Source organism: Clostridium fungisolvens, from assembly GCF_014193895.1.
GTDB lineage: Bacteria > Bacillota > Clostridia > Clostridiales > Clostridiaceae > Clostridium_AR > Clostridium_AR fungisolvens.
Genome location: NZ_BLZR01000001.1, coordinates 684,049 through 700,957 on the forward strand (window position 1 = coordinate 684,049; position 16,909 = coordinate 700,957).

Genomic DNA, 16,909 nt, shown 5'->3' on the forward strand with positions numbered 1-16,909 from the left:
AAAAAGGAGAATCAAGATGGATAATAAGAAAATATTAATTGTATACTATTCCCTTCAAGGTAATACTAGACAAGTTGCTGAAAGTATTCATAAAACTATAAGTAGTGATATTTTTGAAATAGAGCTTGAAAAATCATATAATGTAGCCTCGGCAGCAACTTTAGGATTAATGCATATAAAAAGCGGACATACACCACAATTAAAGAGGCATATAGAGAACATTGAAAAATATGATATCATCTTTATTGGGTCACCGATATGGTGGTATACTATTGCTCCTCCAATTGCATCATTCTTAAAGGAATATAATCTGCAAAATAAAACTGTTATTCCGTTTTGCACACATAAAGGTGATTTTGGAGACTTTTATAAAAAATTTAATGAATATTGTTCTAATGCTAAAATCATAGATGGCGGTGATTTTCACAATAATCAGTTAAAAGATGAAAGTGTAAAAAAGAATTCGATACGAGAATTCATTAGTTTGGCTCAAAACGAAATAGATTATAGGTTACTATAATTTAAAATGAATTTACATGCAACTATATATTTTTAGTAGAAAAATGATTCAAGCTATATAAGAATATAATTAATATCATATATATAAATGAAAATAGAATAAATAAGCATATAAATTGCATTGCTAATAAGAATGTTGTACATTTAAATTATGTAAATTTAAATAACTTGCTTTATATATTAAACTGTGTTATTCTTAGCAAGTACTTAAATTAATAGTAAATAATGCAACAAAATATATTTCAATTAGTACCTAGTAATAGAGTATGATGATATCGAGATTTTATTAGTTAGTTATTACAACAAATTTAAGAATAATAAAATTTCGGAGGTATATGATATGAACGGTAAAGTTAAATGGTTTAACGCAGAAAAAGGATTTGGATTTATTACAGGAGAAGACGGAAAGGATGTATTCGTACATTTTTCTCAAATAAAGACAGAAGGATATAAGACATTAGAAGAAAACCAAGAAGTTTCTTTTGATGTAGCTAAGGGACCTAAAGGACCTCAAGCAGAAAATGTTACTATTCTTTAATTAGTAGATTTTTTACCCCTTAAATAGGTATTCTATTTAAGGGGTTTTTAGTTATATAGATAAACTACTTCACGTTTTAATCTATCCAAATAAAGATTCGTAGAACCATCGAAATTTTTATTTGGAGTTTAAGGATCGAAGTAGTTAATCTGTTCATCGGAATGGATATCCCAGCTCTATTTAATAAAGTAAGTTTAATAGGTATATTCATATATAATTATATTTTAATACTATACAAGATTTTAAGGTGCTAAATTGGTAAGTACCTATAAGGAGAAAAATGTTTTTTGAAGAGTTGAAGATTATTGAACCAATTTTAAAAGCTATAAAGAAGGTAGGATATACTACGGCTACACCTATACAGGAGCAGGCTATTCCGGTTATCCTTGAAGGAAAAGATTTAGAGGGATTTGCACAGACAGGTACAGGAAAAACAGCAGCATTTGCTATACCTATGTTGCAGCTTCTTTATAAAAAGAAAGAAACTAAAAGAAATAATATAAATATTAAGGCCTTAGTGTTAGCGCCAACAAGAGAATTAGCCATCCAGATTGAAGAAAGTTTTTCGGCATATGGAAGGTATACAGGTATAAAGAATACTGCAATTTTTGGAGGAGTTTCACAAAAAGCTCAGGTAGAGAGGTTAAAGGCAGGAATAGATATTTTGGTTGCAACGCCAGGAAGATTACTGGATTTAGTACAACAAAAGTATATAAACCTACAACATATAGAATTTTTAGTGCTTGATGAGGCAGATAGAATGCTTGATATGGGACTAGGATATGATGTGAAAAGAATAATAGCGAAACTTCCCAAGAATAGGCAGACAATGTTATTTTCTGCAACTATGCCTAAGGAAATTTCAAAGCTGATAGAATCTATTCTTTTGAATCCTGTAAAAGTAGAGGTAGCACCTGTTTCATCTACTATCGATACTATTAGGCAGTCAGTGTATTTAGTTGAAAAGAGAAATAAGAGACACTTGCTTACTCATCTATTAAAGGATAAATCAATTGAGTCTGTTCTTGTATTTTCTAGAACAAAACATAATGCAAATAAAATAACTAACGATCTTATTAAATCAGGAATACAGGCCCAGGCCATACATGGTAATAAGTCGCAAAACTCAAGGCAGCTTGCGTTAAACAATTTTAAAGAAAAGAAAATAAGAGTTTTAGTTGCAACAGATATAGCTGCAAGAGGTATTGATGTAGAGAAATTATCACATGTAATAAATTTTGATTTACCTGAAGTACCAGAAACCTACGTGCATAGAATTGGGCGAACTGGAAGAGCTGGAGCGGAAGGTATGGCAATATCTTTCTGTGATGAGGAAGAAAAAGATTTACTTAAATATATTGAGAAAACTATAGCAAAATCAATAACGGTTATTGAAGAACATCCATATACTACTAGTAAATTAGAATTAAGTAATAGCACCCCTGCGGTATTGAAAAATGTGGGTGCAGGAAAAAGTAGAAATGCAAGAAAAAATGATACTAATAGGAACAATAACAAAAGTAATTATTTTAGAAAAAGTAAAAAGAAGGCTTAATGCTTTATAAAATTACTTTATTCTATAATAAGAAAATATCTTTACATTATTATTTACAAAATGTATAATTGATTTGTATTTTTTCAATAATAAAGTTGTATATGAAAATTTAATAAACGTGTTGATAAAGAAGAGTAAATAGATTTTTAATTCAAAGAGATCTAGGGATGGTGTAATCCTAGAAGTTAAAGCTATTGAAGGAAGCTTTGGAGCGATAGATAGAAAGTTTATAAACGTAGTATATTTATGGGGTTATTCCCTTAAAGATAAATAAGTGGATTAAGAAATTAATCAATTTAGGTGGTAACGCGGAAGATAGCCTTTCGTCCTAAGTATTTTAGGATGAAGGGCTTTTATTATATAAAAAATAAAGTTATGGTTAATTAATATATTGAATTTAAATTGCTTATAAAGTAGATGTTAAAAATAAGCATTATTTTCAATAATAATATTAAATACACCATAGTTAAAAAGGAGATATGTTAAATGAGTTTTGAAAAATTAGCAGAGAAAATATTCCCAAAGGTTGAACAATCAATCGAATATTATATGGAAAAATACCCAAAAAGAAATCTTAAAGAAGGTGCAAAGGTAGTAAGATATGCACCAAGTCCAACAGGATTCCAACATATAGGTGGAGTATTTGCTGCTTTAATCAATGAAAGATTAGCAAGTCAAAGTGAAGGTGTATTTTATTTAAGAATTGAAGATACTGATCAAAAGAGAGAGGTTCCTGGTGCCATAGACGATACTATAGCAACTATGCATCATTTTGGATTAGATTTCAATGAAGGCATGACAGGACAAGAAACTTCTAAAGGTGAGTACGGTCCATATAGACAAAGTCAAAGAGCTGATATCTATAATACATTTGCAAAAGATTTACTAATAAAAGGATTAGCTTATCCAGATTTCTGTACTCCAGAAGAATTAGCGGAATTAAGAGAACAACAAATAGCTAATAAAATAACTCCAGGTTACTATGGAGAGTATGCAAAGTTTAGAAATATCACTGAAGAAGAAGCTTTAGAAAGAATTGAAAGAGGAGAGCAATATATAATAAGATTGAAGTCTCCAGGAAATCCAGAAAGAAGAGTTGATTTCCATGATCTTATAAAAGGAGATATATCTTTCCCTGAAAACAACCAAGATGTTGTACTTATAAAGGGAGATGGACTTCCAACTTATCACTTTGCTCATGCTATAGATGATTTCTTAATGAGAACTACAGACGTTATAAGAGGAGAAGAATGGTTATCTTCACTTCCTATACATGTTCAGTTATTTGAAGTATTAGGTTTTGAAGCACCTAGATATGCCCATATTCCTACAATAATGAAGCAAGATGGTGGATCAAAGAGAAAGCTTTCAAAAAGAAAAGATGCAGAAGCTGCTGTTTCTTACTATAAAGAAGTGGGATATCCAACAGTTACAGTTATAGAATACTTGCTTAATATTGTTAACTCAACTTTTGAAGAATGGAGAGCTGAAAATCCAACAGCTGATTACCATGAATTTGAGGTTCAATTAGAAAAGATGAGTAAGAGTGGTGCATTATTTGATTTAGTTAAATTAAATGACGTATCAAAAGATCGTATAGCTGCAATGAAAGCTGATGATGTTTATGCAAACTATATAGCTTGGGCTAAAGAATATGATAACAAAATGTATGATTTGGTTACATCAAATGAAGCTATGGCAAAGGAAATATTTAATATAGACAAAGAAGGTCCAAAGCCAAGAAAAGACTACGCTAAATGGGATGAAGTACAAGATAAGATATTCTATTTCTTCGATGAATTATTTGATAAAGAAACAGTAGATCAAATAGAGTTACCAAAGGGTCTTTCAATTGATGCTGCAAAGGAAATAATAAACACTTACAAAGATGAATTTAACTTCAATGCTGGCAGTCAAGAAGCTTGGTTTGAAGATCTAAAGGAAATTGGAATAAGACTTGGATATTGTGCTAATAGAAAAGAATTTAAAGCAAATCCAGATCAATTCAAAGGTATGATTTCTGATGTTGCTGGTGCAGTTAGAAGTGCATTAGCTCACAGAAATAACACACCAGATCTTTACACTATAATGCAAATTATGGGTGAAGAAAAGGTAAGAAGCAGATTTGAAAAATTCTTAGGAATATAATTTTGATTTAGCTATCTCATGTCTATATGAGATAGCTAAATTATTATGTAAAAATAGAGTTAGGTATGAATATCTATATTTTTGTAGTGAAATTGTATAGTGTTTTAACAAAAAGAAAACTGCTAATGGCTTAGACCTTAGCAGTTTTTTATTCAAATAGATAATTTGTAATACTATTTTATATTAGCTTAATTTAAAGGATGATTTTAAAGAAACTATTCTATTAAACACTAATTTATCAGCAGTAGTGTATTTTGTATCAACATTAAAGAAGCCGTTTCTAACCATTTGGAATTTATCTTGAGGCTTAGCATGCTTAAAAGCAGTTGGTTCTATGAAACCTTGTAGTATTTCCATTGAGTTTGGATTTATTTGTTCAAGGAAATGCTTACCTTCATTTTCTTCTTCATCATCTAATATTAAAGGTTCATACAATCTGAACTCTGCAGGAATACAAGTTTTTGCATCTACCCAATGGATAGTTCCTTTAACCTTTCTTCCAGTAAATCCAGAACCACTCTTAGTTTCTGGATCGTAAGTACAATGAATTTCGATTACCTCACCATTTTCATCTTTGATTATTTCATTACATTTTACAAAGTATGCGCCTTTTAGTCTAACTTCATTTCCAGGGAATAATCTGAAATACTTCTTTGGTGGGTTTTCCATGAAGTCTTCTTTTTCAATATATAATTCTCTAGAGAATGGAACAAGTCTAGTACCTTGTGATTCATCCTTAGCATTGTTTTCTATTTCAAGCATTTCTGTTTGATCCTCAGGGTAGTTAGTGATTACAAGCTTAAGAGGATTTAGCACAGCCATAGCAAGTGGAGCTTTAAGCTGTAAATCTTCTCTTATAAAGTAATCTAACATTTGAGACTCAACTAAGGAATTAGCTTTAGATACTCCGATAGCAGTACAGAAGTTTCTTAGTGCTTCTGGAGTACATCCTTTTCTTCTTAATCCTGAAATTGTTGGCATTCTAGGATCATCCCAGCCGTCAACAACTTTTTCATCTACTAATTGCTTAAGCTTTCTCTTACTCATAACTGTGTTAGTCATGTTAAGTCTTGCAAACTCTATTTGTCTTGGAGCGCAGTCCATCTCACATTCACTTACAACCCAATCATAAAGAGGTCTATGATCTTCAAACTCTAGAGTACAAATAGAATGAGTTACATGTTCAATAGCATCTTCTAATGGATGAGCAAAGTCATACATAGGATAGATGCACCACTTATCACCAGTATTGTGATGAGTAGAATGAGATATTCTGTATATAATAGGATCTCTCATATTTATATTTGGTGAAGACATGTCTATCTTGGCTCTAAGAACCTTTTCACCATCTCCAAATTCACCATTTTTCATTCTATTAAATAAATCTAAATTTTCTTCTACAGACCTATTTCTATAAGGACTTTCTTTACCTGGTTCAGTTAAAGTTCCTCTGTATTCTCTAGCTTGTTCAGCTGTTAAATCACAAACGTAAGCTTTTCCTTTTTTTATTAAAAGTATAGCTCTGTTGTACATCTCATCAAAGTAATCAGACGCAAAGTAAAGTTCATCCCAGTTACCACCAAGCCATTTAACATCTTCTTTTATTGATTCAACATACTCAGTATCTTCTTTAACTGGGTTTGTATCATCAAATCTTAAGTGAGTTTTTCCTTTGAATTCACTTGCAAGTCCAAAGTTTAAAAGTATTGACTTAGCATGGCCTATATGTAAGTAACCATTTGGTTCTGGTGGAAAACGAGTTATTATCTCGTCGTGTTTACCACTATCTAGATCTTCTACTATTATGTTTCTTATAAAATTAGAAGAATTAACTTCGTTTGACATAGTTTCACATCTCCTATAAGCATATTTAAATTGAGAAAAGGGCTGTATGTCTATAGTGAATCCTTTTCTTCATTATTAGTTAATTTTTATGATAATTATAATTTTAATCTAATATAAAGGAAAAATAAAGATAAATTATTTAGAGAGATAAAAGTGAAAAAATTAATACAAACAAACGGCTTTTTTATAACATAAAATAAATATATAATATGTAACAACAAAAAAGTATTGTCATATAGTGAATGTGTCGCAAAAGGTAATATTATAGCAAAAGAAGGAACATTATTTTTTTGTTTTTATATACTATTATTGAGATGCCATTGAAGTTTAATTAACTTCATTAAGTAGGAGGATAACAAAATGGGATGCGACCATGATATGAAAAAAGAATTATGCGAATATGTATTGGGGAATACAATTGATATCGAAGTAAAGCATGATGACTGCGAAATTAAAGCTGATGTTATCTTGGAAAGAAAGAAGTGCGTAAGAGTTTGGGGACAAGTCAAGGATAATAATGGTATGCCAGTAAAATGTGCATTAATAAAATTGTTAAAGCCAGTTTATAAATTTGGAAAAGTTGAGTATGCTGGTATAGCTCATACAGTTACCGACTGTCTTGGTTTTTATCAATTTGATTTATGTGCTGAAGAAGAAAACACTAAGTTTAGAATTCTTGTAGGAAAGGCTGTTTATGGAAAAGAAAGAGTGATTTCAGGACAAGAAAAATGTCATTATTCAGATGACGAATGCGACTGCCATTGTTAATTCTTATCTTTAACTAAATGTCATTAAATAAATTTTTATTTAAGTATAGAATTTTCTCTTAATGAGGGGAAATCTATTAGTATATACAATAATAAAAACGTGGCTTTGTGTTAACATTTTCTTTAAGAGGGTAATGATTTTACCTCTATGGAAATTAACAATATAAGTCACGTTTATATGTTTTACTGAATAGTAACTAAGCTTAACAACTTATCTTATAACAGGTCTGTAGCTAAGTTCAATATAATTTGAAACAGTGTTGGTCAATTGTTTTTTATTAGTCCCATCACAAGTTATAGAAAATATATTGAAATATTCTAAGTAATTACATGCATAGAATAATTTATTGCCTGTAGTATTCCACTGATAATCACTTATCTTAGTAAGAGGCTCATTTTTTGTTATATTTACTAACTTTCCTGAATCAACTCTAATAATATACAAATCTTCGCACTCCGATCTTTCCCCTATAAATGAAATAAATAAGTCATTTGGTGAATATTGAAGATTTCTAATGTTTGTAATGTTTAATTTATCCAATAATAATCGTGTCTTATGGCTTTGGAGGTCAGTTATATATAAAACTTCATTACAAGTAGTGTTACTAGTTGAATATACTATTTTTTCACCAGTACTATTCCAGTTAAAGTATTTTACCGAGCCACACTCTGTAATTGTAAATGTTTCACCTGTTTTTAAGTTTATTACAAAAATATCAAAAAGCCTTTGAACTGACTTAATATATGCGAGATTATCAGTTCTTAAGCAGCAGTTAGGTTTTATATAACTAACAAGACCATTACTATTGGTAAGGTTTTGTATTTTCTTTAATATTAAATCATACTTATATATGTCTACTTTATGTTGGTTTAGTGCTGAGAATATTAGATTTCTACCTTCACCAGACCAACAAAAGTTGAATATTTTATCATAGTACCCAATTGAATCAAGTGTCTTACTTTTATAACACTTTATATCAGTAAGCATTAAGGAATATGCGTGCTCGTATTTTTCTATGTAGGCAATATCAAATCCATTAGGAGACCATTTGGGCTTTATGCATTCTTTTTCAAAAGTCACTGGTGTCTGCCATTTTCCGTTTTCGTACATTATAAATAAATTTGCTTCCGAACACTTTTTATGTTCTGAGTAACATAACTCAAAGGTTGGTATGTGATCTAGTCCTACCTGAACTACTAAGCTCTCATAAATTTTTCTATTATCTAACTTCCTTGTTATAGTATCTTCTATTTCGACAAAGGGCTTCAGCAAGGAATGACTAAGCAAGAAGTCAGGAGAAGTGCCTTCTATAAGTTCAGGTACAACAACATAAGCGCTAGTAATAAATTCATTTTGTAAGCCATGTACTGAATAATCAGCTTCATCTGCAATATATAGTAACTTTTGTTTGAATTTTATTCCTAAAACAGCTTTTTTGCCTGAAAGGTGTTGACCTTCTATTGAGCATCCTTTCATAGTATTTATGAATTTTATAGAGATTATCTCAGGCTCGACAATTACTGAGATAATTTGTTCAAGGTTTGGCCTTGAACAAGGTACATCAATAAAGTCTTCTATAGAAAATTGAGAAAAGTATTTTATTTTATCAAAGTTCGGTGAAGTGGAAAAACTATTTTCCAAATATCTTATAGGAGGATGGTTTAAAAGTACGGCATCAAGAAGTAGCATTACATTCTTAAAAAATCTTCTATTATCAATTTGATTAACATACAAGTCTTCTATATAACAGTTGACTTGTATTGGTGTATCAGGAGTTATACATTCATCTAAAATGATGTAGTTTGAGAAGAATGCTGTGAATTCTGCTGAATGTATAGAGTGAAGAGGAGAGTTTGATATATATTCAATATTTTGAGTTATCTTTCCTTTAACAATCATATTCCATCCTGTAAGTCTTTGACCTTCTGGAGAAACTGAGCATGGTGTTTTAATTATATTAGTTGATATTACTTCAGCATATGCATTTATCTTAATAATGTCCTCTATATCTGGCTTTTCAGCTGGGATACTAAGAAACTCTTGTATCTGAAATTGCTTGAATGTATTGGAGTATAAAGGATAACTATTTGATAATCCGCCTACTTCAATCATAAAGCTTCCTTGTGACTGCATTCCTATGCCTCCTGCAAAAAAATCACACTATAATAATATTCTTAAATATGTCTTATTATAATAAATTTATGTAAATATAAAAAATAAAATAGGTAGAGAAAAAAGAACTGATTTTCTGTTTAATTGGTTTCTATATATTTGGAGTTTATTGAGAGAAATACATTTTGTGCGAAAAATATTAGCTTAAAGAATGGAAATTTAACGAAAATTGGAGTTAAATGTTTATTTCAGTTATTTGAAGAAGGAAAAGAATAAAAATACAGTAGAATGTTATCAGATCGTGTCATTAATTGCGTAGCCACATATACTAATATAAAGATAAACCCCATTATTATTTTCTGGAGGTGAATATATGGCGGTTATTGTTAAAAACCTTATTGTATATGATGGAATTTCGGATTTTAAACCTGAAAATTCTAATGTTTTTAAGCAATTAAATGTTGAAGGAAACTTTTGCTTACCTGATGCAAAGCCAGATATAGAGCAAATTGTAAAGGTGATTAGTGAAATTAAAATAAAAAGTACTAAGGTTATTAAGACTCCAAAGGGGACATCCCTAGAAGGTCAGATATTAACTGGCTGGAAGCTTGTAGTAGAAGGAAGTATAGTACAAAAGATACAATATGTTGCAGATGAACCTACTCAAACAGTTCATGCTGCTCATAATAATATCCCTTTTAGTACCTATATTGTCCTTCCTGCTAATTTTGTAATGGGTACTCCTGTTATAGTACAAGGATATATTGAAGATGTTTTTGCAATGCAGAACGGTAAGAGATGCATTTTTAATAATATAGCTATGCTGTTAAACGCATATTTTTGTTAGGAGGGAGGAATGGTTGATGGATAGCAATGTTAAGAATCTGGTAGAAGGAATTGGAATAGCAACTTCTTTTCCAGAGGATCCAAAGTATTTTACCCAACTTTCTATTCCTGAAACATTAATTATACCAAAACCGAAGCCAGATATGGAACAGCTACTATCAGTTGCAGTGGAAGCGGTAGTTGAATCAACAAAGTTGATTGAAACTCCTATTGCTCTGTCAAATGAAGGACAAAATCTTTCTGGTTGTAAGCTTATTGTTGAGATAAAGCTAAGGGAAAAGGTTAAATATGTAGCAGATGAACCTACACAAACTGTTCACGCTGCACATTATGAAAATGTTTTAAGAAGTGTTTTCATTATTGTACCATGTGAAGTAAATGGACAGCCAGTAAGAAATCTACTATCAAGGAAAAAAGTCGTAGTTACACCTTATATTGAAGATATTTATGCTGAAATGGTTGATGCAAGAACTATATTTAAGAACATTACTATTTTTGTAAATGTTAAGTTTTTATCTTGCACTTCAAATCCTTAGGATTGGAAAGGAGGAATTAAAGGATGGCTATTATAGGAGGAGTGAATTTAGGGAATCTACCCTCATATTTATTCTTTTTTCAAAATGGAAGTGTTGATGCAAACTGGCAGGGAGCAACTAAAGGCTTTGTAGGTGATGTAGCTGTTAAAGGCACCGTGGCTAAAGAACGTACTTCTGGTACTGTTCCCTATGCTGGAACTATCTATACCGATGATAATACTCTTGGTGCTTGGCAGCAAATTGTAAATGATAATCCAGGTCAGGCATCAGGTGTGACTGGGCAAGTTTCACGTATTAATGGTTTACAAGCAGACTTAATAAGTGCATTTAATCAGATTAATGCTCTTCCTGCAACTCCTGGTTTTGAAAGTAGATCATCAACATCTCTTGATGGATTAAATACTCAAAATGGTATTAATGAAACCTTTGTTATTAATATAACTTCAGGCTTTCAAGTATCAAGTCAAATAGATATCACAGGAGACGCTGGGGATGTTTATATACTTCGCTGGGATACAGATGCTGATCCAACAAATGGATATCAGGGTCAGGTAAAATTTCAGAGTGGGGGAGCAATTGTTCCTCATGGTGGTTTAACACCAGCTAATTTCATAAATGTTGCTGGAGATATCAATTCTTCAGGCGGCGGTTCCACACCACCTCCACCATACCCACAAGGTCCAAGGCTTAATGATGGCCAAGGTGCTTTGATAAATGGAGGACAAGATTTTAGTGGTGGTGGTTTCTTTACAGGATATTGGCTCACTACAGGAGCACCTACTACCTTGGATCCAGTTTCTGGACTGTATATAGGAGAAACCCAGTCATTAAGTAACGGAATTTTCGTTGGTGGTTGGTATACACTTACAACAAAATTTAGCATGACATCTGGTACTAGTGGTGTTCATGTATCACCAAATCCAAATACAGTGAATCAGCCTGCTATCAAGATATTAAAAGAAGTATCACCAGATAATGGACTCACATGGTTTGATGCAAATAATCCAACAGGACCCAATATACTTCAAGGAACAAATCCACAATTTAGATATACAGTAACTAATACTGGAAATGTAACTTTAACTAATGTCCAGGTAACTGATAATGTCTATGGTTTAATAGGAGCACTTCCAAGCTTAGCAGCCGGAGCGTCCTTCCAATGGATAATTACAAAACCATGGGCTGCTGGACAACAAACTAATATTGCAACAGCTACAGGAGTTTATGGAGCTATAACTGTAACTGATACAAATCCAGCAAATTATTTTGGCGTAGCTGGGCAACCTTCTATTAATGTTTTAAAAGAAGTTTCACCAGATAATGGAGTAACTTGGTTTGATGCTAATACTCCACCGGGACCTAATATACCACAAGGAACAAACCCACAATTTAGATATACAGTAACAAATGACGGTAATGTACCTCTTACTAACGTAATCGTAACTGACAATGTATACGGCTTAATTGGAACACTTTCTAGTTTAGCTGTGGGAGAATCTTTCCAATGGGTTATTACTAGACCATGGGCAAGTGGGCAGCATACAAATACAGTAACTGCTACCGGAGTTTATGGAAATCAAACAGTAAGTGATTCAGATGTAGCTAATTATTTCGGAGTTACACCTTCAATAAGTGTTTTGAAAGAAGTATCACCTGACAATGGAGTTACTTGGTTTGATGCAGATATAGCGCCAGGTCCTAGTATACCACAAGGTACAAATCCACAGTTTAGATATACAGTAACCAATACTGGTACTGTAACTCTGACTAATGTTCAAGTAACAGATAATTTATATAGTTTAATCGGAACACTTCCTAGCTTAGCGGCAGGATCATCCTTCCAGTGGATTACTACTGAACCTTGGGCTGTAGGGCAAGAATCAGATTTAGCCACAGCTACAGGTGTTTTTCAGGGACAGACAGTAACAGCTTCAAATCCAGCTCATTATTTAGGTACAACTAATGCACCTTCAATAACTATTTTAAAAGAAGTTTCACCAGATAATGGAGTTACTTGGTTTGATGCAAATACAGCACCGGGACCATCTATCCCTCAAGGAACCAGTCCTCAATTTAGATATACAGTGACAAACAATGGTAGTGTAATACTTTCCGATGTTGTAGTAACAGATAATGTGTATGGTTCGATTGGAACAGTTCCTACATTAGCAGTAGGTGAATCACAGCAGTGGACAAATACTGAAACATGGGCTGCAGGTCAGCATGTTAATATAGCAACAGCTACAGGGCAATATCTTGGTCAGACAGTAACTGCTTTAAACCCAGCCAATTATTTTGGAGTTACTGTAGCTATCAATGTTTTAAAGGAAGTATCACCAGATAATGGAGTAACTTGGCTTGATGCAAATACAGCACCTGGTCCAAGTATCCCACAAGGTACTAACCCTAGGTTTAGATTTACAGTTACTAACACAGGAACAGCAACACTTTCCAATGTTCAAGTGACAGATGACGTATATGGATTAATAGGTTCACTTCCTAGTTTAGCCCCAGGTTCATCCTTCCAGTGGAGTATCACAGTACCTTGGGCTGTAGGAGCACATCTTGATACAGCAACAGCAACAGGAACTTTCCAAGGTCAGACAGTAACTGATACTAATCCAGCAAATTATTTAGGGGTTACACCTTCTATAAGTATTTTAAAAGAGGTATCTCCAGATAATGGAATAAATTGGTTTGATGCCAATACAGCTCCTGGACCAGATGTTTTACAAGGAACAAACCCACAGTTTAGATTTACAGTAACTAATTCAGGAACAGTAACCTTGACAAATGTTCAAGTCAACGATAATAGGTATGGTTTAATAGGGACACTTCCTAGTTTGGTATCAGGCGCATCCTTCCAATGGGTAGTCACAGAACCATGGCAAGCAGGACAGCAACTTGATATAGCAACTGCAACAGGAGTTTACCAAGGTCAAACTATAAGTGCAACAAATCCAGCTAATTACTTCGGTGTTGTTCCAGCAATAAAAATAATTAAACAAGTATCGCCAGATAATGGAGTGACATGGTTTGACGCAGATGTATCACCTGGACCAAGTATACCACAAGGAACAAGTCCACAGTTTAGATTTATAGTAACTAATATTGGTACTATAACATTAACAAATGTTCAAGTTTCAGATGATGTATATGGTTTTATAGGATCACTTCCTAGCCTAGCATCAGGATCTTCCTTCCAATGGACAATCACTGTACCATGGGCATCTGGACAGCATGTAGATATAGCAACAGCTACAGGATCTGCTCAAGGTCAAACAGTAACAGATACAAACCCAGCATATAATGTTGGAATAGTTGAACAACCATCAATTAATATCCTAAAGGAAGTATCTCCTGATAATGGAGTAACTTGGCTTGATGCTAATACAGCACCAGGACCAAATATACCTCAAGGAATAAGTCCACAGTTTAGATTTACAGTAACTAATACAGGCAATACAACTTTGACAAATGTTCAGGTAATAGACAATGTATATGGTCCAATTGGAACACTTCCTACTTTACCACAAGGAGCATCTTTCCAGTGGGTTATAACAACACCATGGGTTGTAGGACAGCATGTTAATACTGCAACAGCTACAGGAACTTCAGGTGGTCAAACAGTAACTGATACAGATCTAGCAAATTATTTTGGAGCATCTCCTCAAATAACTGTTGTTAAGGAAGTATCTCCAGACAATGGAGTAACTTGGTTTGATGCCAATACACCTCCTGGGCCAAATGTTTTACAAGGAACAAATCCTCAATTTAGATTTACTGTAACTAATACTGGTAACGTAACCTTAACAAATGTTCAAGTAACTGACGACGTATATGGTTTAATTGGTACACTTCCAAGCTTAGCACCAGGAGCGTTCTTCCAATGGATTATTACTAGACCATGGTCAGTAGGACAGCATGTTAATACTGCAACTGCTACAGGAACTTCTGATGGTCAAACAGTAACTGATACTGATCTAGCTCATTATGTAGGTGTTTCAGTAGCTCCTTCAATCACTGTGCTGAAGGAGGTATCTCCAGACAATGGAGTGACCTGGTTTGATGCAAATACGCCACCAGGACCAAGTATTCCAGAAGGGACAAGTCCACAATTTAGATATACAGTAACCAATTCTGGTAATACAACCTTAACCAATGTTCAAGTAACAGATAATATATATGGTTTAATTGGTACACTTCCTAGTTTAGCACCAGGAGCATCCTTCCAATGGGTTAATACTGAAATGTGGACTATAGGACAGCATACAAATACAGCCACTGCAACAGGCGTTTTCCAAGGACAAACAGTGAGTGATACAGATCAAGCTAATTACTTTGGAATAGCCCCATCGATAGCTGTTAAAAAAGAGGTATCACCAGACAATGGAGTTACTTGGCTAGATGCAGAGGTGCCACCAGGACCTAGTATTCCACAAGGAACTGATCCACAATTTAGATTTACGGTAACTAATAATGGCAATGTAACCTTGACTAATGTACAGGTAACAGATGATGTATATGGTTTAATTGGCAGTCTACCAAGCTTAGCACCAGGGGCATCTTTCCAATGGATGATTACAAGACCATGGGCTGCAGGACAACATGTAAATATGGCAACTGCTACAGGAGTTTTCCAGGGTAGAACAGTAACAGATACAGATTTAAGTCATTACTTTGGTGTTCCAGCACAGCCTTCAATAGATGTTGAAAAGCTTATTTCTGCAGATGGAGGCAAAACTTTTGTTGATGCAGATACACCTCCTGGACCAGAGATTCCGCAAACAATAAATCCTATCTTTAAATTCATCGTAACTAATACTGGTAATGTAGTTCTTAGCAATATAACTTTATTAGATAGTGTATTAGGACAAATAACAGTACCAAATACAACTTTAAACCCTGGTCAGTCATTTACAGTTATTAAAGTTGGAAATTGGTCACTAGGACAGCATTTTAATACAGCAACAGTTACAGGAAGATTTGGAACTATTACAGTAACTGATATGGATCAAGCTTATTATGTTGGAATTGTTATACCAACAAGCTTTAAGCAGTTAAGTGTTGATGAGAATCTAACTATTCCATTTCAAAAGCCGAATGTTGAAGATATATTAAACACAATCGTTGATGTAGAAATTGTTACAACACGTGTGATTGAAACAGTGGCAGGTACTTCAGAGGAAGGACAGATATTGACTGGGCATAAACTTCTAATAGAAGGAAGACTTCATCAGAAGATTGAATATATAGCTGCTGAACCTACTCAGACAGTTCACAATGCTGAGTTTAGTGTACCATTTAGTAGTTTTATAATACTACCAGAAGATTTTGTTGAAGATTCTGTAGTTAATGTTGTTCCTTATGTTGAAGATGTTTATGTGAAGTTAATAGATTGTAGAACTATATTTAAGAACGTGACCTTAAGACTAGAAGCACAGATTATATAGTAAAGTAAAAATTATTAAGGAAGTATTCTCTATTTAATAGGGAATGCTTCCCCAATAAAAAAATAAACACCATTAGCTGGTGCTTAATTTAAGTTCGATTATTATTTTTCTCCTCAAAATTAGTCTGCTGTTAGAAGAATAGTTATATTTTTGAAGATACATCGCTCATCTATTTGCTTAGCATATATATCTTCAATATATCCTGTAACAACTAGTGGAGTATCCTGTACATAAGTAGCAGGTAAAACTATGAATGTACTAAATGGTATATTAAAATGTGCAGCATGAACTGTTTGAGTAGGCTCATCGGCAACGTATTCGACCTTTTGTCTTACTTCTCCTTCAACTATTAGTTTAAAGCCTGTTAAGATTTGCCCTTCTAGTGATGTTGCTACAGGAGTTTTTATAACTCTTGTACTTATGATAACAACTTCTGCCATTATCTTAGTAAGTTGCTCTATGTCTGGTTTTGCTATAGGAAGACAAACGTTTTTTTGAACATTAAATTGTTTAAAGGCATGAGGGGCTATAGGGAGAACATCTGCTATTCCTGAATACTCAATAAGGTTGCTAACGAAACTTGCCATAA

Annotated in this window: 11 protein-coding genes and 1 other annotated feature; of the genes, 8 read left to right on the forward strand and 3 right to left on the reverse strand. The window is 33.1% G+C overall.

Features of this window, described 5'->3' with window-relative positions:
- Positions 1-16 precede the first annotated feature (16 nt).
- The 4 genes from bsdtw1_RS02595 to gltX all read left to right on the forward strand — a co-directional run bounded on the left by bsdtw1_RS02595 (position 17) and on the right by gltX (position 4,760).
- Positions 17-520, forward strand: coding sequence for a flavodoxin (locus bsdtw1_RS02595; RefSeq protein WP_183276040.1), 504 nt, complete (start codon positions 17-19; stop codon positions 518-520).
- 339 nt (positions 521-859) lie between these two features.
- A complete protein-coding gene (locus bsdtw1_RS02600) occupies positions 860-1,057 on the forward strand; it encodes a cold-shock protein (RefSeq protein WP_183276041.1) in 198 nt (65 codons plus the stop codon).
- A 280-nt stretch (positions 1,058-1,337) separates the two neighbouring features.
- The gene (locus bsdtw1_RS02605) at positions 1,338-2,612 is read left to right on the forward strand and encodes a DEAD/DEAH box helicase (RefSeq protein WP_183276042.1); all 1,275 of its coding nucleotides are present in this window, start codon (positions 1,338-1,340) and stop codon (positions 2,610-2,612) included.
- 112 nt (positions 2,613-2,724) lie between these two features.
- Positions 2,725-2,946 (forward strand) — a binding site (T-box leader).
- A gap of 152 nt (positions 2,947-3,098) precedes the next feature.
- Positions 3,099-4,760: a glutamate--tRNA ligase gene (gene gltX, locus bsdtw1_RS02610; RefSeq protein WP_183276043.1), complete on the forward strand. Its 1,662-nt coding sequence runs from the start codon at positions 3,099-3,101 to the stop codon at positions 4,758-4,760.
- Positions 4,761-4,943: 183 nt separating this feature from the next.
- Here gltX and bsdtw1_RS02615 read toward each other — a convergent pair whose 3' ends face one another.
- The gene (locus tag bsdtw1_RS02615; protein WP_183276044.1) at positions 4,944-6,605 is read right to left on the reverse strand and encodes a glutamine--tRNA ligase/YqeY domain fusion protein; all 1,662 of its coding nucleotides are present in this window, start codon (positions 6,603-6,605) and stop codon (positions 4,944-4,946) included.
- 360 nt (positions 6,606-6,965) lie between these two features.
- Here bsdtw1_RS02615 and bsdtw1_RS02620 point away from each other — a divergent pair, with 360 nt between their 5' ends.
- Positions 6,966-7,373, forward strand: coding sequence for a hypothetical protein (locus bsdtw1_RS02620; protein WP_183276045.1), 408 nt, complete (start codon positions 6,966-6,968; stop codon positions 7,371-7,373).
- A 210-nt stretch (positions 7,374-7,583) separates the two neighbouring features.
- Here bsdtw1_RS02620 and bsdtw1_RS02625 read toward each other — a convergent pair whose 3' ends face one another.
- Positions 7,584-9,506 carry an SPOCS domain-containing protein gene (locus bsdtw1_RS02625; RefSeq protein WP_183276046.1) on the reverse strand — a complete coding sequence of 641 codons (1,923 nt, stop codon included), beginning with the start codon at positions 9,504-9,506 and terminating at the stop codon, positions 7,584-7,586.
- A gap of 352 nt (positions 9,507-9,858) precedes the next feature.
- Between bsdtw1_RS02625 and bsdtw1_RS02630 the strand changes: the two genes are divergently transcribed.
- Genes bsdtw1_RS02630 through bsdtw1_RS02640 form a run of 3 tightly spaced genes read left to right on the forward strand, consistent with a single transcriptional unit; the run spans position 9,859 to position 16,320 of the window.
- Positions 9,859-10,332 (forward strand): DUF3794 domain-containing protein, encoded by a 474-nt coding sequence (locus bsdtw1_RS02630; protein ID WP_183276047.1) that lies wholly within the window; start codon positions 9,859-9,861, stop codon positions 10,330-10,332.
- A 16-nt stretch (positions 10,333-10,348) separates the two neighbouring features.
- Positions 10,349-10,867 (forward strand): DUF3794 domain-containing protein, encoded by a 519-nt coding sequence (locus bsdtw1_RS02635; protein WP_183276048.1) that lies wholly within the window; start codon positions 10,349-10,351, stop codon positions 10,865-10,867.
- 23 nt (positions 10,868-10,890) lie between these two features.
- Complete coding sequence (locus bsdtw1_RS02640) at positions 10,891-16,320, forward strand: beta strand repeat-containing protein (protein WP_183276049.1); 5,430 nt, start codon at positions 10,891-10,893, stop codon at positions 16,318-16,320.
- 119 nt (positions 16,321-16,439) lie between these two features.
- Here the strand turns inward: bsdtw1_RS02640 and bsdtw1_RS02645 are convergent, their stop codons facing one another.
- Positions 16,440-16,907 (reverse strand): DUF3794 domain-containing protein, encoded by a 468-nt coding sequence (locus bsdtw1_RS02645; protein ID WP_183276050.1) that lies wholly within the window; start codon positions 16,905-16,907, stop codon positions 16,440-16,442.
- Positions 16,908-16,909 lie beyond the last annotated feature (2 nt).

Bases quoted from the DNA above. Each gene is read 5' to 3' on its own strand.
- bsdtw1_RS02600 (WP_183276041.1), top strand. From the start codon at position 860: ATGAACGGTAAAGTTAAATGGTTTAACGCAGAAAAAGGATTTGGATTT.
- bsdtw1_RS02625 (WP_183276046.1), bottom strand. From the start codon at position 9,506: ATGCAGTCACAAGGAAGCTTTATGATTGAAGTAGGCGGATTATCAAAT.
- bsdtw1_RS02620 (WP_183276045.1), top strand. From the start codon at position 6,966: ATGGGATGCGACCATGATATGAAAAAAGAATTATGCGAATATGTATTG.
- bsdtw1_RS02605 (WP_183276042.1), top strand. From the start codon at position 1,338: ATGTTTTTTGAAGAGTTGAAGATTATTGAACCAATTTTAAAAGCTATA.
- bsdtw1_RS02635 (WP_183276048.1), top strand. From the start codon at position 10,349: ATGGATAGCAATGTTAAGAATCTGGTAGAAGGAATTGGAATAGCAACT.
- bsdtw1_RS02615 (WP_183276044.1), bottom strand. From the start codon at position 6,605: ATGTCAAACGAAGTTAATTCTTCTAATTTTATAAGAAACATAATAGTA.
- gltX (WP_183276043.1), top strand. From the start codon at position 3,099: ATGAGTTTTGAAAAATTAGCAGAGAAAATATTCCCAAAGGTTGAACAA.
- bsdtw1_RS02645 (WP_183276050.1), bottom strand. From the start codon at position 16,907: ATGGCAAGTTTCGTTAGCAACCTTATTGAGTATTCAGGAATAGCAGAT.
- bsdtw1_RS02595 (WP_183276040.1), top strand. From the start codon at position 17: ATGGATAATAAGAAAATATTAATTGTATACTATTCCCTTCAAGGTAAT.
- bsdtw1_RS02630 (WP_183276047.1), top strand. From the start codon at position 9,859: ATGGCGGTTATTGTTAAAAACCTTATTGTATATGATGGAATTTCGGAT.
- bsdtw1_RS02640 (WP_183276049.1), top strand. From the start codon at position 10,891: ATGGCTATTATAGGAGGAGTGAATTTAGGGAATCTACCCTCATATTTA.